This window comes from Plantactinospora sp. B6F1 (assembly GCF_040120695.1).
GTDB lineage: Bacteria > Actinomycetota > Actinomycetes > Mycobacteriales > Micromonosporaceae > Plantactinospora.
Genome location: NZ_JBEEAC010000025.1, coordinates 47268 through 65433, shown reverse-complemented (window position 1 = coordinate 65433; position 18166 = coordinate 47268). Strand labels below are relative to the sequence as shown.

Here is an 18166-nt window from a genome sequence, read left to right as displayed (position 1 = left end):
TCAGCCCCCCAGCGGTGCGGGTACGGCGGGATCCGGCTCCGCCGGGCAGCTCTCCGCGCTGGCCTGCGGGGCGATCCCGACCAGGTCGGCCACCCGGCCGGCGTCGAGGTCCCCGACGTCGAGCATCTCGATCAGCACGAGTTCCAGCCCGGTCAGGAGCTTCCGGGCGTCGGCGGCGGTCAGGTAGCGGCTGTCGGCGAAGAGTTCGAGTACGGCGCGCGAACGCAGCGCCTTGACGTGCACGTACAACGTCAGTCGTTCGCTGTCCCGGCCCTCCAGGTCCGCCACCCGGGTGGATCCGGTCAGCCCGCGCAGGTCGGCGACGTCGTGCGGCACCGGCGGCGGCCCCGGGGCACCGGGTTCGGGCACCACGTTCACGGTGCTGGACAGGTCGATGTCGACCCCACGCCGGTGCCGCACGGTGTCCAGCAGCCGCGCGACGTCCCGGGGATCGCTCTGGCCGCGCAGGTACGCCAGCGTCGACACCCGGTGCGCCTCGCGGATGGTGCCGGCCAGCGAGGCGCCGTCCAGCCGGATCACCGCCGGTGCGCCCTGGTAGAAGGTCCCCACCGAGGCGGCGTCCTGCGGGGTGAACCGGTTGCCCCCGGCGAGGAACAGCGGCACGGCCGAGGCGCCGGTCCGGATGCCGATGATCGTCGAGAGCGCGCCGAGCAGGACGGCGGCCGGGCCGACCCGGTGTCGTGCCGCGACCGCCCGGGTGGCGGAGGCCAGCGCCACCGAGTGCAGTTCGACGCCCGGGAAGCGCGGGGTCTCGGCCGGCCCGGGCGGGACGGGAAACGCGGTCTGCGGCATGGTGTCGAGCACCCGGCGCCAGTAGGCCAGGGAGAGGTCGTTGGCCCGGCGACCCGGCTCCGATGCCTCGTGGGCCGCCCGGGCCAGGGGCTGCCAGCCGGCGAGGGCCGGCGCGGCGTGCTGGTTCCGGAGCAGTTCGAGGAATTCCCGGCGGAGCACGAAGCATCCCCAGGAGTCGACGGCGAGGTGGGAGAAGACGAACACGACCTGCCGGGGGCGGCCGTCGGCGACGACGAGGCAGACCCGCAGCGGCCACTCGGACCCGTGCCGGAACGGTTCCCGCCAGAGCCGCTCCTCGGCCTGTTCGGCGAGCCGGCGTACCCGACCCGGGTCGGTCTCGCGGATCTCCACCGGCAGCTCGCCCGCCGGGTCGCGGTGCTGCCGGGGCTCGCCGTCGGGGCCGACGGTGAACCGGGTCCGGAGCACCTCGTGACGGCGGACGAGGGTGTCCAGGGCGGCCAGTACCCGCTCCCGGGTGGCGTCGACCGGCAGGTGCACCCGGAACCGGATGTTGAGGTAGTGGTTGGCCGGGGCGAGCGACTCCAGGATGTTCCAGACGAACCGCTGTCCCCAGGTCAGCTCGCCGCTGCCCGCGTCCAGCCCGGTGAACTCCAGCGACAACCGGTCGCGCGGCGCCGGGGCGGGCACCCCACCGCCGGTCATCGCGCCTCCGGGGTCGGGTCCGTGCCGCGCCGGCGGTAGAGCAGGAACCAGTCGCCGGCGCCGACGAGGTCGCGCACGTCCGGATCGGCGATGGTGGGCTCGCGGGCGGCGAGGACGTAGCCGTGCCGCTCCAGGACCGGGGCGAAGTCGCGGCGGAGGTAGTCGTCCTCCAGGCTCAGCAGCCGGTCACCCTCGTTCGGCACGATCATGAGCGTCGGTACGCCGCACCTGGCCAGCAGCGCGATCCAGGCCTCGATCACCGAGATCGGCATCTCGGAGAAGCTGTGGATGTTGACCGCCAGGTCGGGACGCCGGGCCGCCACCTCGTCGGCCATCTCGTCGAGCCGCAGGACGGTCGCCTTATGGTCGACCCTGCGGTATCTCAGGTAGTGCTCGCTGAGGAAGGTCGACTCCGGGATCGCGTCGACACAGAGGTAGCGCGTCAGTCCGGGGACCGCCTCCACCATGCGGTGGGCGAGGCGGCCGTATCCGGCGCCGATGTCCACGACGGTGAAGTCCGTCCTGGAGAGCAGACCCCAGTGCCGGTCGAGGAAGTAGATCTCGTTGATCGAGTCGAGCAGGTCCCGGCTGGACGTCGGCAGGCTGTCGAAGTCGAACGTCCAGCAGCCGAAGGCGCCGTCCTCGCCGGTCCGGTCGAGCAGCTTCTGGCTGTCCAGGGAGCTGACGTACCGGGCGAAGAGGAAGAACTTCAGCCGGGCGTTGTCGCCGAGCTGGCGCAGTTGCCAGACGTAGGCGTTGTCGCCGCGGAAGTACCGCAGGTTCAGGTCGCGCAGCCGGCGGCTCCGCCGCCAGAACCGGCCCGGCCGGAACGGCGACTCCAGCCGGCGGTAGCGCTCCCGCAGCGCCACGAGGTCGGGATTGCGGTCGTCGAGCAGCGTCGCCAGGTCGGCGGGGAGCGGGCGGGAGTCGTCGTACCGCCCGTGGCCGGCGTGGATCCGATAGCTGGTCAGCTCGGTCGAGGTCCGCGTCAGGGTCAGCCCGAGAAGGCCGACGAGGTACCGAATGGTGAGGAAGAGCCTAGAACTGTAGTGGGTCACCGAGCTCGCCAACCTCTTCGCGTTCCGCTCCGGCACCGGCCGGCGCGCCGTCCCCGGTGGCGCCGGTGTACCGGCAGGCATCGCCGCCACGCAGCACCCGTACCGCCATGTGGCCGAGCGCGACGTGCAGGTCCTCGGTCAGGCCGTAGTCGGCCTGGCCGAAGACGACGAGCCGGTCCGCGAGCCGGGCGAGGCCACCGGGGTTGCCGAGCGCCGCCAGCACGGTCATCCCGAGCCGGCGGCCGACCCTCGCCGCCCGGACCAGGTTGGTCGAGTCGCCGCTGACGCTGAGCAGCAGCAGCACGTCGTGCGGCCGGCCCCACCCGACCAGCTGCCGAGAGAAGATTTCGTCGTAGGAGTGGTCGTTGGCGATCGCGGTGACCCGGGCGATGTTCTCGGTCAGCGCCACGACCTGTGGCGCGGCGCCGAGGTTGCCCGCCGCCGCCATCAGGTCGCTGGCGATGTGGATGGCGGCCGTGCTGCTGCCGCCGTTGCCGGCCACGAAGACCCGGCTGCCCGAGTGCAGCGCCAGGACCAGCGTCTCCAGCAGGTCGGTCACCGAGCCGGTCTCGAGCTGCGCCAGGGCCAGGGTCAGGTCGTCGACGTACTGCTTGACCACCGTCTCGGCGCCGGTCGGCGCGGAGACCAGGCGGGCTCCGGGAGCGGGCTTGTCATTCATCGGCACGGTCACCGGAATGCGGCCGATTGGAGTCTGAACCGGCTGGGCGCATCACATCCGGAATGCATTTCTGGTGACTGTCGGATACTCCACCGCGGCGGCCGCAGCGCAATTTTTGACGTCCATTGCCCGACCAATGCAGGCTCCTCCTCGACACGTTGTGCGAGGACGGTGACAGACCGCAGCGCTGCGCTAGGTCGCCGTTCCCCCGTGACCCGTGTGGAAGATAACAACCATTGATGACCATAGCAACCCCGTGCCCGTGTTCATCGGCTCTGGCCTGCGCGTTCGTCGGCAAAATCGGCGAATTGACGGAGTGGCGGAATACCGCTATTGGCCGTTTCCGGCCCGCTCGGTCCCGAAATCGACCGCTGCCCAAAGCTCATCAACCCGCGCCGGGCCCGGCTGTCGGATGAGGACGAGGGGACAGGACGGCAGCGACAGGTAGCCGTGCTGCTCCGCACGGCCGATGGTGGTCCGCTGGTCAGCTGAGCGCGCCGACCGGGGTGGCTGGCCCGGTGCGGACAGTGAAGTTCGCTAGGCGGCGAATTCGACGCCGGCGAGGGGAACGGCGCGGTACGCGGCGAGGCGTTCGGCTTGGTCGACGATGGTGCTGCGGGTGGTCGCCGGCAGCTTCTGCCACGGTTGAACGGCGACCTTGAACGTCCGGCCGGACTTGCGGGGTCGCCAGGTGCCGACCAGTTCACCGTCGACCAGCACGGCACCGGGGCGGCCCAGCACCGGCCACAGCTCCCTGGCGTGGGCCGTGCTCGGCACCAGGGTTGCCCGGTCCTTCGCCTGGAGGAAGAGGTCGAACGGGCCGAGCAGGCGGGTTGTGCTGGTGTCTGCCGATTTCAGCGCCGATTCGTCGGCAGCGAGGAGCGAGTGTGCCACGCCGTCGACCATCACCTCGACGACATCTTCGGGCCAGCGTGCCTTCACATCCTTGACCGGGGCATCGAGATAGTCGGCCACCTGCTTGGGAGTGGCCGGGCCGAGCAGACGAAGGTATGCACGGATGAGGTCGAACCGCTCGTCCGGGGCGACGGCCTTCGCCAACTCCGCGCTGGGCCGCAGGACCGGCGGCGACGTGTCGAGTTGCAGCTCCAGCCCGGCCCGGACGGCGGCCAACCGGAACGGCATCTCGTAGAGATGGGTGGCGTCGCACGGTCGGCAGAACCGCAGGTACGGCTCGGGCATCGCCTCGGCCAGGCGCCCGGAGACGTCTCCCTTGACCATCGGCCCGGTGACGACGGCTCGCATCTGCGCGGCTACCTCGTCGAGGGCGGCCAGGATGCCGATGCCGGCCGCCTTCAGGGGCTTGGCGGCGTCGTAGATGCGCTTGCCCGCGTCAGCGTCGGAGAACGGCTCGACGGCCGCCGCGACCCTGCCCGCGTCAGCCCGGCGATAGAGGTGGGGAGCACCTCGCGCGGTCCACAGCAGGATCAGGTCCTCCGCGGACAACGTCACCACCTCGACCCCGCGGTTGGCCAGCGCCCACCTGCCGCCGTCCGGGCCGGTCTCCTGTACCCCGATGTCGAGCACGGCGGTGTCCCCGAGGGTGCCCTCGACCCGGTCGAGATGCTGCGCCTGAACGCGGAATCTCATCACCTGGCGCCGATCGATCATCCCTCTACCCTAGGCGGCGGCACCGACAGCCGCGCCGGGCCGGACAGGCTGAGGGGGCTCGCGCGCTCAGGCCTCCGTGTCGCGCCCACCAACGCAGTCGTATTTCCAGAACGTACTCGAGTAGACGAACGTCCCGGTCATCCAGGGTTCGTATGCCGACAGCCTGACCACCTGGAAACATTGGTCAGGGATACGCAGCGACGGTTTACGGAAGCCGTATTCTCCGGCCGGGCTGAAACCAGCGCGTGAGTAATATCGCGGGTCACCTTCCAGGAACACCAGCGGCACGCCCCGTTCGTCAAGTTCCTGCAGGCCACGACGGATGAGCGCGGAACCGACGCCACGGCGCTGCCACTGCGGTGCGACGGCGAGCGGGCTCAGTGACGCGACGTCTACAAGTCGCCGCGGTGCGTCGAGCAGGCACCGACTGAACATGATGTGCCCCACCACCCCATCCGTCTCCTCGGAGACGAAGGAAGCAGCGGTGGGATCGTCGCGGCGCAGCGCGTCTACCAGTTTCGCGACGGTCTCGCCATGTCCGGCGCCAAAGGCACGCCGATGGATGACGCGAACCGGTTCATGGTCGTGAACCTGTTCTTCCCGAAGGAGCATGGCCTGGACCGTAAGGGGCCGTCGCCGCGGCCGACAAACGAATATTCGCCGTCCGGCGTGGCTGACGGCGACATCCCGCAGCCTTCACGTGGACGTCGTCGTCAGCCTCTCACCGCGATCGGGGTGTGCATCGCCTGCGCCTGCGGCATTCCCGCGGTCCTGGGCGGCCGGGGCTCCGACGCGCTCAGACCCGGGTGATCCGCACCGCGTCCGCGATGACGTAACCGGTGCCCGACGTCCACCGGCTCACTCCCACCGTGTTCGCGTCCCCCGCCGCCAGCGTGAAGACTCCCAGGGACACCCAGCGGCCACCGTTGGCGCGCTGGTTCACCCGTACCGTCTGGTTTCCGCTGGTGGTGGCGATGATGAACGGCGTCGAGTCGTTGTACCCGGGGTCGGCCGGATACCAGACCGAGACGGCGTAGCTGCCGGTCTCCGGGATGTTCGCCCGGTACCAGGCGACGTCGCTCGACAGGACCGGGTCGGCGAACCGGTAGTCGGCGCCGAACCTCTGGCTGGAGTAGCTGGACACGCCCCAGTTCGCGCTCGCGGTGAACCGGTCGGCCGTGGTGTTGTCGATCGTGGTGCTCCACGCCTGTGCGGTGGAGACGAAGCCGATCCCGTTCGGCACCGCCCGCTGGGCGCCGTCGGACGGGGTGTTGCGGACCGATACCGAGGTTGCTCCCGGCATCCGGGCGACCAGGGTGCTGGAGCCGCCGCCGTCGAGGTTGATCGCGTCGTCGGCGCCGAGGGACTTCATGTACCTGGCGAGCTCCACATAGGTCATGCCGACGCTGGCGCTGGACCGTCCGTCCACCACCACCAACCACATGGTGAGGCCGTCTTCGGAGAAGCCGACCGCCGTACGCGGATTCCGCGGATGCGAGACGGTGGTGGCCACCCCGTCCCTGAGCAGTACGAGATTGCCGCCGATCGCGACCTGGGGGGCTCCGGCGCCGCTGCGTGGCGAGTAGTTGACGGTGACCTCGTCACCGACCGCGATCCCGGCCAGGGCGTCGGCGCCGGCGTTCACGCCGAGCACGACGACGGACCCGACCGGCACCTTGCCGCCCGGGGTGCTGCTGACCCGGCTGACCCGGCCGTCGGTTATCTCCACCTCCCGGCTCCGGGTGGCACCGTCGAGTGCCTGGCTGCGTGGCTCGTCGCCCCAGAGCGCGTTGTACACGCCGATGCCGTTGGCGGCGATGTTCGGCGAGTTGAGGTTGGTGGCGGTCAGCTGGGTGTCGTCGGGCAGGGTGATCTTCGCGTCGAGGAAGATCTCGGCCACCCCGCCCCGGGTGCCCGTGCCGTTGGCGTACAGCGCGGCCACGTTGTTCCAGCCGGAGGCGGGGCCGTGCAGCAGTGCGCCGTCGTCCAGCCCCACGCCCCGGGGTGCCCCGGTGGCACCGATGTCGAAGAAGTCACCGTTGACCGCGGCGACCGCACCCACCCGGTTCGCCTGGCTGGACAGGGAGGCCGTGGCCCCGACGGTTCCGGGATTGAGGTGCTTCGGCTTCAGGGTGGGCTCGGACAGGTTCGCCGTGAGGATGTTGATCCGGTTCGGACTGGTGGTCGAAGCGGTGCTCAGGGAGAGCCCAGGTGCCAGCGACGTGGTGGCGAGCGTTCCGACGTCGGAGCTGACGATGACCGCGACCGCCGGGGTGGGCGTCGCGCCGAGGCCGACGAAGGCGACCAGTGCGGATAACGGGACGGCGAGGGCTGATCGTCGCATGGCGTCTCCCGTGCGGGCAGGGGCGGGGTCGAAGATCGGTACGCGTGCGGAGGTTATTGTCACGTGCCGATGTCTAGTTGGCAAGAATCTCCGAAGTGGCAACTCGATGTCCGCGAAAGCACCGGACTCCTGATCGCGGGCCGGAGGCGTGGTCGCCCGGAAACCGGGTACGCCGGCGGCGAGCCCGAAATGGGTCGATCAACGAGAAGGACGGGCGATGCGGGACGATCGGTCGGCGGAGCCGCCGGAGGACACGACGGGCAACCAGCGCGACGCCCGGCGGAACGGGAGCCCGGGCGGCGGGGGACGGGGACGCGGCGTGCCCGAGGCCGAGCCCGACGTCCTGCTGGATGTACCGCAGGTCAGGGTGGAGCGGATCCGGCTCGGCGTGCACGGGCTGGATGCCGATCTCTCGCTGCGGGCCAGGCTGGCGAACCTGTTGCAGGTCGACGCGGGCGTTCGGGTTCACCTGGAGCGGGTCGATCTCGACATCGAGGGTGTCGAGGCGGCGGCGATGCTCAAGGTCCGGCTCGACGAGCTCACCCGGATCCTGGAACGGGCGTTGACCACCATCGACCGGAACCCGCAGATCCTCTCCCATGCGGTGGGCGGCCTGGTCGACGAGTTGAACCAGACCACGCGGCAGGCGGTGCGCGAGTTGGACGGTACCGCGGCGCAGGCGCTCGGCCGGCATGGCCCGGTGACCCCCGCCGTCGACCGGCCGCGACCACCCGTGGAAGGTCCGGTCGAGCCTCTGGTCGGGCCGGGAATCGAGCGCCCGGCCGAGCCGGCCGGCCGGGCGGGCGGCGGGCAGGCCGCCGGCTCGGCGGACCGGCCGGCCACCTCCGGTACGGGCCGGCCCGCAGCGGAGCCGGGCACCCGGCAGCAGGCTGCGCCGGTTTCGGCCGGCAGAGTCAGCGAGATGGCGGGTGAGGCGCTGCGGGTGGCGGGCAGCTTCCTGCGCAACGCCGCCCGTGAGGCCGGACTCAGCCCGCCGTCGACCGGCGGACGACGGTCCACACAGGAGCGCAAGTCGCCGGCTCGGGAGCGCGAGTCGTCGGCTCAGGAGCGCCCGGCACCGGGGCCGAAGCCGTCGACCGATGGACCGGAAGAGGTCAGCCGGGACGTGCGGTGAGCAGATAGTCGTCGTTGTCCGGGCTCCACCGCAGCTCGATCGCGCCGCTTGTGGCGGCGGCCTTGCAGAACTGGAGGAAGCTGCGGTAGCCGAGCTTCTTCTCGCTGAAGTCGGGCCGTGCCCGGCGGAGCTGGTTCTTCAGCCCGGAGAGCGCCACCGAGCCGTCCGCGCCGGCCAGATCCAGCAGGACGGTACGGAGCAGCCCGAACGCCACCTCCCGGTCGCCGTGTTCGGGCAACGACACCCCCGGGTCGCCCTTGGCGGGGCCCTCGGTCAGCTCGACCACGTTGTGCGCGGCGAGGTGCCGGAGAAGTTCCCCGAAGGCCCGGAACCCGTAGTCGGACTCGCTGAACGTCGGGTCCTTGCGCAGCAGCGTGCGCTTGAGCGTCGAGGCGGTCACCTCCCCGCTGGAGCTGCCCTGCAACCCCGCCACGGTCTGCGCGACCAGTTCGGCGAGCGTGTCGACGTCGCGTACCGGCTCCTCTACCCCCTGCGCGGGCTCGGGTCCAGGCTCCGCCTGCTGGTCCGGCCCGGCCGGTGGTGCCTCCGGGCCGGCCGGCCGGCCCGGTCGTCCCCGCCGTGGACGGGCCGAGGGGATGTCCACGCCCTCAAGGCGGTCGTAGTAGAGGAACTCGTCGCAGGCGGGCGGGAGCAGCGCCGAGGTGGACTTTTCCACGCCGACGCCGATCACCCGCTTGTTGAGTTCGCGGAGTTTGTGCACCAGCGGGGTGAAATCGCTGTCACCGGTGCAGATCACGAAGGTGGAGAGGTAGCCGCGTTCGAAGGCGAGTTCCACCGCGTCGACCGCCATCTTGATGTCGGCGGCGTTCTTGCGACTCGCACCCATCCGCTGCGGGATCTCGATCAGCTCCACGTGCGACCGGGTGAGCATCCGGCGATCCTCGTCGAAGTACGACCAGTCGGCGTACGCCCGGCGGACCACCACCCGGCCGCGTTCGGCCAGCGCGTCGGCGATCGGACGGAAGTCGAAGGCCAGGCCGCCGAGATGGTCCCGTGCGCCGAGCGCGAGGTTCTCGTAGTCGAGGAAGAGGGCGATCCGGTCTTCTTGATCCACGTGGCTCAGCCTACGCCCGACGAGCCGCTCCGGGTCGTTCCGGCCGGCGTGTCCGGCGTTGTCCGGGTTGTTGCCGAAAGTCATGTCCGGCGGTGCCGGCGAGTCCTCAGAGCGTCACGACCACCTTTCCGGGGCAGTGCCCCTCCTCCTGGTAGCGGACGGCCGCGTGGATCTCGGCGAACGGGTAGCGGCGGTCGACGACCGGGGTGACCGTGCCGTCCTCGATGAGGCGGGTCAGCAGCCGCAGGCAGTTGCTCTTGTCCGGGCAGCGGACCGCGTCGGCCACGGCGATCCGCTGTGAGACCAGTGGAGCCACCGCGACCGCGGCGAAGACCCGGCCGGCGGGCTGTAGCCAGCGACTGGCCGGGCCACCGACCGCGACCAGCGTCCCGTTACGGGTGAGCACCCGCCGGTACGCCGACACGGAGCGGCTGCCGGCGTTGTCCAGCAGCAGGTCGTAGCGGCGTCCGCGCCGGGTGAAATCCTCGGTGGTGTAGTCGACGACCTCGTCCGCGCCGAGCGAGCCGACCAGTTCCAGGTTCCGGGTGCTGCAGACGCCGGTGACGGTGGCACCGAACGCCCGGGCGAGCTGTACGGCGAAGGTGCCCACCCCGCCGGACGCGCCGTTGACGAGTACCCGCTGGCCGGGCTGGATCCGGCCCGCGTCGCGGAGTCCCACCAGGGCGGTGACGCCGGCCATCGGTACCGCCGCCGCCTGCTCGTACGACAGGTTCGCCGGTTTCGGCGCCAGCAGCTCCTCCCGGACGCAGACGTACTCGCCGAAGCCGCCCTCGGCGAGCAGGGCGTACACGTCGTCGCCGGGTCGGAACCCGGTCACGTTCCGGCCGACCGCCTCCACCTGGCCGGCCATGTCACAGCCGGGGACGGTGATGGCGGGGGTGCGCAGTCCGGGGCCGTCGGGCATCAGGCGGGCGACCAGCGGCTCGCCGCGGATGTGGTGCCAGTCGTACGGGTTGACGGAGGTGGCCCGGACCCGGACCAGCACCTCGTCGTCGCCGGGAGCGGGCCGTTGGACGTCGGTGATCTCCAGGGCCTCCGGTGGCCCGTACGCGCGCAGGACTGCCGCCTTCATCGTGGTCTCCCTCTTCCGGGATGCGGGTCGGGCGGACCCCCGGATCGAGATCGGCAGCCGCCCTTACGTTGTAAGTCTTACAACGTAAGGTACTCGTACGGCGTAAGGTTGTCGAGAGGTTCGCGGGAAATCGCCAAGCCGAATCGCGATGGACGGCGGTGACCGTCCGATCGGGACCGGCGGCCCGATCGGCCTGCGCGAGCGGCTGGCGGGTCGTCGATGGGAGCGGCCGCTCGCGCGGCTCCGGTCGTCAGGCTCCTTCGCGGATGTCGTCAGGCCTCTTCGCGGGTGTCGTCAGGCCCCTTCGCGGATCCGGTCCAGTCCGTCCAGGATCAGGTCGAGTCCGAACTCGAACTCGGCCTGGTCGTCACACCAGCCCAGCGTCGAATCGGGATCGTCGTGGACGATCTCGCTCAGCATGCCGACCAGGTGGGGGAGCTGCCCGGCCATCTCGGCCAGCCCGGCCGCCGGATCGGTGGCGCCGTCGCCACCGTTCGGGTCGAACAGTTCCTGGGTGAACCCCAGCGCCCGACTGCCCAGCGCGTGCAGCGCGTGGTGCGCCAGGTCGTAGGAGAAGCCGCCCGCGCGCATCAGGCCGAGCAGGGCGTCGTAGTAGCGCAGCACCGCGAGGCTGGTGTTGGTGCGCGTCTCGAAGACCCCGGGCGCCCAGCGGTGCCGGAGCAGCACCTCGCGGGCGGAGAGGATCCGCTGGCGTACGGCCTTCTTCCAGTCGGCACCGTCGGCCGGTACGTCGATCCGGTCGACGACCTCGTTGATCTCGGTCGCGATCACGTCCACGACGCCGTCGAGCACGTCTTCCTTGTTGGCCACGTGGTAGTAGAGCGACATCGCCTCGGCCCCGAGGTGCTCGGCGAGCCGGCGCATCGTCAACGACTCGATGCCCCCGGAGTCGGCGACGCTGATCGCGGCCCGCAGCACCCGCTCGCGGCTCAACGGGATCCGGGGCTCGGCACCGGGCTCGGTCTGGCTGGCCACCTACCTCAACTCTCCTCCGGAACGACATCGTACAAGGCAGGGCCGGGCCCGGACCGCAGGTGGCAGCCACGCCCGGCGGCTCCGTGGTGGCCGGTGGCTCGGTGGTGCCCGGTGGTTCAGTGGATCCGGCGGCCCCGGACGTCCGGCACTCCGGACTTGCGGAGGAAGTACGTGTTGATCGTGTCGCACCACTGCCTGGCGGAGCGCAACTGCTCGGCCAGCCGCTCGGTCACCCGGGCATGCAACGCGGGGCCCACCAGACCGGCCGGGCCGATCCGCTCCCACCGCCGTACCATCTCCGCCACCTGCTCGACCCCGGCGAAGTGGGTGTCGTAGATGTGCTGGATCACCGTCGACCCGGAGTGCAGCACGTGCTGGTACGGCACGTGGTGGAAGAAGAGCAGCAACTCGTCCGGGCAGGTGTCGAGAGACTCGTACCGGTCCGCCCAGGGCTGCGGGTACTGGCCGGTGAACCCGGTTCCGGTGGCCCGGGTGCGGTCCACCCCGACGCCGTCGCGGTCGGCGAAGTGGTAGGTGCCCCACCGCGAGTACTCGTAGCCGTCCACGTCGGGGCCGTAATGGTGACCGGGCGCGACCATGAAGCCGACCCCGAGCGGTGCCGTGTACCGCTCGTAGGTGCGCCACGAGTCGTCCAGCAGCGCGTGCAGCGTCCCGCGCAGCAGGTCGGGGTCGCCGGTCGCCGACGGCGTGAAGGTCAGGTCGATCCACTCGTCGAGGACCGCCAGCGGGTCGAGGTCGGGCGCCCAGCCGAGCCGGCCGGCGGCGTAGAGGTTGGCCTGGGCGAGCGGGTGCCCGGTCCAGTAGTGGTCGGCACCGACGTTGGAGACGACCACCAGACCGCCGCCGGCCGACACCCCCCGGTCGTCGTCGCCGGCAGGCGCCGTCCGGTCGCCGTCGCGGGACGACCCGCCGACCACCGCGGCGACGGTCGGTCGGCCCGGGCCCCAGGGTGCGAACCGGAGCACCTCGCTCCACCACGGGCCCAGGTAGCAGACGTGCCGCTGCTGTCCGGTGTACTCCTGGGTCGCCTGCACCTCCACCGCCAGCCGGGTACCCGGCATGGCCGCGAGCACCGGGGAGACCGGCTCGCGGGTCTGGAAGTCCATCGGCCCGTGCTTCACCTGCACGATCACGTTGTCCCGGAACCGGCCGTCCAAGGGGGTGAAGTGGTCGTACGCCGCCCGGGCCCGGTCGGTCGAGCGGTCCCGCCAGTCCTGCCGGTGGTTGTAGACGAAGGCACGCCAGTGCACCACCCCGCCGTACGGCGCCAGGGCGTCGGCGAGCATGTTCGCGCCGTCGGCGTGGGTACGCCCGTACCGGTACGGCCCCGGCTGCCCCTCGGAGTCCGCCTTCACCATGAAGCCGCCGAAGTCCGGGATCGTCCCGTAGATCCGCCCGGCGGCCCTGGCCCACCAGGCTCGCACGTCGCGGTCGAGCGGGTCGGCGGTGTGCAGTCCGTCCAGGGCGACCGGTGCGGCGAAGTTGACCGACAGGTGCACCCGGATCCCGTACGGGCGGACCAGGTCCGCGATCGCGGCCACGTCGCCGAGCCGGTCGGTCAGCAGCCGGTTCGCCGTGCCGTGCACGTTGACGTTGTTGACCGTCATCGCGTTCATCCCGCAGGCGGCGAGCAGCCGCGCGTACTCGCGGATCCGGTCGCTGTCGCCGATCGGCGCACCGTCACGCCAGAAGATCGACCCGCCCGCGTAGCCGCGCTCGACCTGTCCCATCACCGGATGCACGTCGACGTTGTCCCAGTGGCTGACCAGCCGCAGCCGCAGCGCCGGGGAATGCACCCGCACCGCACGGTCGGCGTCGAACGCCGCCGCGCCGAGCCGGACCACCTCGAACAGCCCGTACAGCAGTCCGGCCGGGGCGTCGGCCAGCACCACCGTCACGCCGTCCCGGCGGGCCAGCGCGAAACCCTCCGGGTCGAGCCCGCCCCGGTCCGGTCCCAGTTCGCGGCCGACCTCGACCGCCGGTGCCGCGCCGGCCGGCAGCGACCCGGCAGCGCGGAGGGCGAGCACCAGGTCGTACGGCCGGGCGCCGACTCCGGTCCGCTCCGGCTCCGTCGCCGCGCCAGTGGAGTGCTGGACCGTGCCGCCGAACCGGGCACAGGCCCGAGCGACCTCGTCGCGCACCGTCTCCACCAGCGTGCCGTCGCCGCAGACCAGGGTCTGCCGCGAACCGATCGCCCGGAACGCCGCCGGCGGCAACCACGCCGGGTGCGGAGATGTCGGATCGGCGGTGGTCAAGGCAGTCCTCCCCGGTCCGTGTCGGAACCCGTCGCCGGTCGGGCCGGGGACGGATCCTCGCGCAGCACCAGCACGCCCGTCGGGTCGAGCCGGATCGGCTGGCCCGGCGCGATCCGCTCCCCGCCGAGCAGGTCGGTACCGGCGGCGTGCGCGGTCGTCTCGACCGGCTCGGCGCCGTGGTTGAGCAGGAACCGCAGCCGCGTCCCGTCCGGGGCGACCCGCACCGTCGACTCCACGTCGGGCAGGTCCGCGTACGGCCCGACGAGGTCGTGCCGCTCCAGTACCCGGCGGACCACCCAGTGCACGCCGGGCTGGTCGAGACCGGCGGCGACGTACCAGCCGTGGCCGGCGCCGTAGCTGTTCCGGGTGACGGCCGGGGTGCCGGCGTAGAAGTCCGCCTGGTACGTGCCGACCACCTCGGCGCCCTGCGGAATCACCAGCTCGAAGATGAGCCGCGACTCGACCTCGACCTCGTCGCCCGGGTCGTCGCCGCGCAGGCGTACCGGGTTGACCACCTCGGGCGGACGGGCGTCCCACTCGTCGATCCGGATCCCGGTCAGCGGCCCGAGCGGACCGGGCACGTCCGCCAGGAAGGCGTTGTCGTCCTCGTCGACCCGGCCGGACAGGAAGGTGGTCAGCACCGAACCGCCCCGCTCGGCCACCGCCGCCAGCCGCCGCGCCAGGTCACCCTTCATCATGTGCAGCGCCGGCGCGACCACCACCTGGTAGCCGCCGAGGTCCGCGGTCACCGACACGACGTCGACGTCGGCACCGGCCTCCCAGAGCGCCCGGTAGTACGCGTGCACGATCTGCTGGTAGCGCAGCAGCCGGGACGGGCCGTCGGAGATCCCCAGCGCCCACCAGCTGTCCCAGTCGAAGAGCAGGGCGACCCGGGCCGGGGTCCGGGCGCCGAGTGTCGCCGGACCGAGCCGGTCCAGTTCGGCACCGAGCGCGGCGACCTCGCGGAAGACCCGGGTGTCCTGCCGCCCGGCGTGCCCGATGACCGCGCCGTGGTACTTCTCGCAGGCGCCCCGCGAGGCGCGCATCTGGAAGAAGAGGACGGCGTCCGCGCCGTGCGCCACCGCCTGCCAGCTCCACAACCGCATCACCCCGGGCCGCTTCAGCGGGTTGACGTCCCGGGACGCGGTGTAGCTCGGGGTCTGCTCCATCAGCCAGAACGGCTGGCCGCCCTTGAGCCCGCGCATCAGGTCGTGGGTCAGCGCCATCCAGGCCGGGGAGTTGTCGTCCGGCGGGTAGTTGTCCCAGGAGGCGAAGTCGAGGTGCGCCGCCCAGCGGTGGTAGTCGATCGGCCGGTACATGCCCATGAAGTTCGTGGTCACCGGCACGTCGGGATCCGACTCCCGGATCGCCGCCTTCTCGTCGCGGTAGTTGGCCAGCATCGCGTCCGACATGAACCGCAGGTAGTCGAGGGTGATGCCCTGGAAGGCGGTGTGGTTAGGGCCGCGCCAGTGCTCGGTCAGCGCCGACGGCGGCTCGATCTCGTCCCAGTCCGTGAAGGTGTGCGACCAGAAGGTGGTGTACCAGGCGGCGTTGAGCGCGTCGAGGCTGCCGTACCGGTCGCGCAGCCAGCCGCGGAAGCCGGCGGCGCAGAGGTCGCAGTAGCAGGCGCCGCCGTACTCGTTGCCGACGTGCCAGGCGACGACCGCAGGGTTGCCGGCGTAGCGGCGGGCGACCCGGCGGGCCAGTTCGGTGGAGAGCCGACGGAAGACGGGGGAGCTGGGGCAGGAGTTGTGCCGCTGCCCGTACCGGTGCTTGCGGCCCTCGAAGTCCGTCCGGGTCACCTCCGGGTGCGCCCGGGCCAGCCAGGCGGGGTGCGCGCCGGTGCCGGTGCCCAGGCAGATCTGCCGGCCCTCCTCGGTGGCCCGCTGCACGATCCGGTCCAGCAGGGTGAAGTCGTAGACGTCCGGCCCCGGCTGGGTCAGCGCCCAGTCGAAGACGCCGAGCGTGACGGTGTCGATCCGGGCGGCGTCGAAGAGTCGGTAGTCGTCCTTCCAGACGTCCTCGGGCCACTGCTCCGGGTTGTAGTCCCCACCGAACGCCACCTTGGAAATCCGGGGCAGGCTCATCCGGTGAACTCCTTTTCGACCTTGCTGACCAGCGGGCGGCAGTTGCGGAGCAGGGCCAGCACCAGCACCGAGCCGAGCAGTCCGAGTACCGCCTCGGAGGAGACCCAGACAACGCCGGCCGCCACCACCAGCAGGCAGGCGTTGCCGAATGTCACCCCCGGGGTGTAGCCGAGGAAGTGCATCGCGAGCCGGGCGACGTCCCGGACCCGGAAGTGGAACAACGATGTGATCACCAGGGCGTTGACGCCCCAGAGGGTGACGCCGAGCGCGACCAGCAGCAGCGGCACCCGCCACCAGCCGGGCACGTTGGCGGCGCCGAAGTAGCTGAGGTTCAGCGCGACGATGGTCAACCAGGCCAGCCAGGGCAGCCAGATCGCCAGTACGCCCCGGACGTTGGCCCGGTAGCCGCGCCAGAACAGCGTCGCCGGCCTCAACTCGGTCAGGTCCGGGCGGTGGTGACGCAGCGCGTAGAGCGCGGCGGAGAGCGCCGGCCCGAGCGGCAGCGCGCAGAGCGCGACCAGCGGAAGGTTGCTGGCGTGCCGCTCCAGCAGGAAGAGCGGGACCAGGCCGGGCAGCGTGGTCAGTACCAGCAGCAGCTCGACCACCAGCAGGGTGTAGACCAGGGCCATGGCCCGGGACAGCGGCCCGGTACCGAACCGGGCGTCGGCCCGCCTCGTGTCGTTCATTCCCGCTCCTTCCCGGGCGTACCCTCCGGCGGTGCCAGGCCGAGGAGCCGGTCCTCGTCCCACCACGGCGGGGTCTCGTCGACCACCGCCGTGATCTCTACCAGGGTCACCTCGTGCCGGGCCAGGGTCAGGTCGAGGTCGACCCGGCCGGCCACGATCGGCAGGTTCCGGTGGGTACGGGCCGGTTCGGCGGCCTCCCGCAGCGCGTCGAGCTGACCGGGGCGCGGCGATCGCGGCCGACCCATCTCCGACCAGGCGGTCCAGGCGTTGCCGAGCTCCTCGGTCACCGTCGAGCGGAGCAGGAAGGCCGAGGCCGCCTCGGGCGGTCCGACCGGTACGGAGAGCGCCACCGCGTGCCGGTCGACCGGTGCCGCCCCGGTGACGTCGACCGGTGCCCAGGCGAGCACCGCGATCCGGCCGGCGGCGTCCCGGGTCACCAGGTGGTCCGGGCCGCGGGCCAGCACCTGGTCGCCGAGCCGGGCCAGGAAGGCGTACAGGTGGTAGGTGGGCTTCTTGACCTGGCGGTGGGTGAGCAGGCCGAAGCCGCCGTGGAAGAGCGAGGTCGGGATGCCGACCTCCTCGAACATGTCGCTGAAGGTCCAGTACGAGAAGGAGTCGACCAGGTCACCGCCGGCCGCCAGCACCGGTGCCAGGTACGCGGCGTGGAACGCGGTGTCGTGGATCGGGTTGTCCGGCCGGTACGACGAGTTGAACTCGGTGATGTGCACCGGCAGCCCGGCCAGCGCGGTGTCCCGGAGCAGCTTTCTCGGCGTGCCGAACTGCTCCAGCAGCCGGGACGCCGGAGCCAGCGTCTGGTGCACCCCGAACGGCACGTGCTGGGCCGGCCCGGAGGTGTACGCGTGCTTGCTGACGAAGTCGACCGGCACGTCCCGGGCGGCGACGAAGTCGGCGAAGCGCGGCAGCCACTCGTCGGCGCCGGGGGAGATGGCCGGCCCGCCCACCTGGAGGTCCGCGTCCACCTCCTTGACGGCGTGCGCGGTCAGCTCGTAGAGCCGGTGGTAGCCGGGCTCGTCCGCGCCCTGCCAGAACTGCTCCAGGTTCGGTTCGTTCCACACCTCGATCGGCCAGCGGCGCAGCTCGGCGAGGCCGTACCGGTCGACCAGGTGCCCGATCGTGGCCTTGACCAGGTCGGTCCACTCCGACTCGGAGCGGGGCGGGGTCACGTTGCCCTGCCACCAGAAGACGGTCTGGTCGCCGGAGGCGAGGGCGGCGGGCATGAAACCCAGCTCGACGAAGGGCCGGATACCGAGGTCGAGGTAGGCGTCGACGACCTGGTCGACGTAGCTGAAGCTGTGGTGGATCCGGCGCTGACCCCGGTGTTCGTACGGCCGGTGGATGCCGACACCGTCGCTGAGCAGCCCGTGCCCGCGGATGTGCCGGAAGCCGATCTCCCGCTGGACCAGCGCGAGGGAGTCCTGGTAGTCGCGGCGCAGTGCCAGTTCGAAGCGGCCCGTGCCGACGCAGGTCCGCCAGGCGTCGGTCAGCTGCCCGATCGGCTGCTCCGGTACGCGGATGTGCATGTGGTCCTCTGTTCCGTGTTGCGCGGGCCCGCCCGTCCCGGTCGGGCGGGGCGGGCCGCTGTGCCGAGGCCCGGTCCGGTCGTGCCCGCCG

General features: G+C 71.6%; 14 protein-coding genes. 1 reads left to right on the top strand and 13 read right to left on the bottom strand.

Going from position 1 to position 18166, the window contains the following annotated elements:
• The 6 genes from ABNF97_RS25760 to ABNF97_RS25735 all read right to left on the bottom strand — a co-directional run bounded on the left by ABNF97_RS25760 (position 1) and on the right by ABNF97_RS25735 (position 7186).
• Positions 1 to 1476 carry a condensation domain-containing protein gene (locus ABNF97_RS25760; protein WP_349340094.1) on the bottom strand — a complete coding sequence of 492 codons (1476 nt, stop codon included), beginning with the start codon at positions 1474 to 1476 and terminating at the stop codon, positions 1 to 3.
• Positions 1473 to 2534, bottom strand: coding sequence for a putative sugar O-methyltransferase (locus ABNF97_RS25755; protein WP_349340093.1), 1062 nt, complete (start codon positions 2532 to 2534; stop codon positions 1473 to 1475). The genes ABNF97_RS25760 and ABNF97_RS25755 overlap by 4 nt, the downstream gene beginning before the upstream one ends.
• The gene (locus tag ABNF97_RS25750; protein WP_130463581.1) at positions 2515 to 3213 is read right to left on the bottom strand and encodes an SIS domain-containing protein; all 699 of its coding nucleotides are present in this window, start codon (positions 3211 to 3213) and stop codon (positions 2515 to 2517) included. The genes ABNF97_RS25755 and ABNF97_RS25750 overlap by 20 nt, the downstream gene beginning before the upstream one ends.
• 537 nt (positions 3214 to 3750) lie before the next feature.
• Positions 3751 to 4842, bottom strand: coding sequence for a winged helix DNA-binding domain-containing protein (locus ABNF97_RS25745; RefSeq protein WP_349340092.1), 1092 nt, complete (start codon positions 4840 to 4842; stop codon positions 3751 to 3753).
• A 66-nt stretch (positions 4843 to 4908) separates the two neighbouring features.
• Positions 4909 to 5454, bottom strand: a complete 546-nt coding sequence (locus tag ABNF97_RS25740; protein WP_349340091.1) for a GNAT family N-acetyltransferase — start codon at positions 5452 to 5454, stop codon at positions 4909 to 4911.
• 184 nt (positions 5455 to 5638) lie between these two features.
• The gene (locus tag ABNF97_RS25735) at positions 5639 to 7186 is read right to left on the bottom strand and encodes a golvesin C-terminal-like domain-containing protein (RefSeq protein ID WP_349340090.1); all 1548 of its coding nucleotides are present in this window, start codon (positions 7184 to 7186) and stop codon (positions 5639 to 5641) included.
• A gap of 217 nt (positions 7187 to 7403) precedes the next feature.
• Between ABNF97_RS25735 and ABNF97_RS25730 the strand changes: the two genes are divergently transcribed.
• Positions 7404 to 8321: a hypothetical protein gene (locus ABNF97_RS25730; RefSeq protein WP_130463577.1), complete on the top strand. Its 918-nt coding sequence runs from the start codon at positions 7404 to 7406 to the stop codon at positions 8319 to 8321.
• On the opposite strand, the gene ABNF97_RS25725 is transcribed toward ABNF97_RS25730, so the two are convergent.
• From ABNF97_RS25725 to ABNF97_RS25695, 7 genes are all read right to left on the bottom strand, one after another.
• On the bottom strand, positions 8302 to 9396 hold the full coding sequence (locus tag ABNF97_RS25725; protein WP_130466097.1) for an NYN domain-containing protein: 1095 nt from the start codon (positions 9394 to 9396) through the stop codon (positions 8302 to 8304). The two genes, ABNF97_RS25730 and ABNF97_RS25725, sit on opposite strands and share 20 nt — an antisense overlap.
• A gap of 106 nt (positions 9397 to 9502) precedes the next feature.
• The gene (locus ABNF97_RS25720; RefSeq protein WP_349340089.1) at positions 9503 to 10489 is read right to left on the bottom strand and encodes an NAD(P)-dependent alcohol dehydrogenase; all 987 of its coding nucleotides are present in this window, start codon (positions 10487 to 10489) and stop codon (positions 9503 to 9505) included.
• A gap of 294 nt (positions 10490 to 10783) precedes the next feature.
• Positions 10784 to 11485 carry a TetR/AcrR family transcriptional regulator gene (locus tag ABNF97_RS25715; protein ID WP_349340088.1) on the bottom strand — a complete coding sequence of 234 codons (702 nt, stop codon included), beginning with the start codon at positions 11483 to 11485 and terminating at the stop codon, positions 10784 to 10786.
• A 116-nt stretch (positions 11486 to 11601) separates the two neighbouring features.
• Positions 11602 to 13761, bottom strand: coding sequence for an alpha-glucuronidase (locus ABNF97_RS25710; protein WP_349340087.1), 2160 nt, complete (start codon positions 13759 to 13761; stop codon positions 11602 to 11604).
• The gene (locus ABNF97_RS25705; RefSeq protein WP_349340086.1) at positions 13758 to 15848 is read right to left on the bottom strand and encodes a beta-galactosidase; all 2091 of its coding nucleotides are present in this window, start codon (positions 15846 to 15848) and stop codon (positions 13758 to 13760) included. Before ABNF97_RS25705 ends, ABNF97_RS25710 begins: the two co-directional genes overlap by 4 nt.
• A complete protein-coding gene (locus tag ABNF97_RS25700) occupies positions 15845 to 16534 on the bottom strand; it encodes a YesL family protein (RefSeq protein ID WP_349340085.1) in 690 nt (229 codons plus the stop codon). The genes ABNF97_RS25705 and ABNF97_RS25700 overlap by 4 nt, the downstream gene beginning before the upstream one ends.
• The gene (locus tag ABNF97_RS25695) at positions 16531 to 18075 is read right to left on the bottom strand and encodes a GH39 family glycosyl hydrolase (protein ID WP_349340084.1); all 1545 of its coding nucleotides are present in this window, start codon (positions 18073 to 18075) and stop codon (positions 16531 to 16533) included. Before ABNF97_RS25695 ends, ABNF97_RS25700 begins: the two co-directional genes overlap by 4 nt.
• Positions 18076 to 18166: the final 91 nt, after the last annotated feature.

Coding starts and splice junctions, on each gene's coding strand:
- ABNF97_RS25760 (WP_349340094.1), bottom strand. CDS start 1,476: ATGACCGGCGGTGGGGTGCCCGCCCCGGCGCCGCGCGACCGGTTGTCG.
- ABNF97_RS25750 (WP_130463581.1), bottom strand. CDS start 3,213: ATGAATGACAAGCCCGCTCCCGGAGCCCGCCTGGTCTCCGCGCCGACC.
- ABNF97_RS25745 (WP_349340092.1), bottom strand. CDS start 4,842: ATGATCGATCGGCGCCAGGTGATGAGATTCCGCGTTCAGGCGCAGCAT.
- ABNF97_RS25740 (WP_349340091.1), bottom strand. CDS start 5,454: ATGCTCCTTCGGGAAGAACAGGTTCACGACCATGAACCGGTTCGCGTC.
- ABNF97_RS25735 (WP_349340090.1), bottom strand. CDS start 7,186: ATGCGACGATCAGCCCTCGCCGTCCCGTTATCCGCACTGGTCGCCTTC.
- ABNF97_RS25730 (WP_130463577.1), top strand. CDS start 7,404: ATGCGGGACGATCGGTCGGCGGAGCCGCCGGAGGACACGACGGGCAAC.
- ABNF97_RS25720 (WP_349340089.1), bottom strand. CDS start 10,489: ATGAAGGCGGCAGTCCTGCGCGCGTACGGGCCACCGGAGGCCCTGGAG.
- ABNF97_RS25705 (WP_349340086.1), bottom strand. CDS start 15,848: ATGAGCCTGCCCCGGATTTCCAAGGTGGCGTTCGGTGGGGACTACAAC.
- ABNF97_RS25700 (WP_349340085.1), bottom strand. CDS start 16,534: ATGAACGACACGAGGCGGGCCGACGCCCGGTTCGGTACCGGGCCGCTG.
- ABNF97_RS25695 (WP_349340084.1), bottom strand. CDS start 18,075: ATGCACATCCGCGTACCGGAGCAGCCGATCGGGCAGCTGACCGACGCC.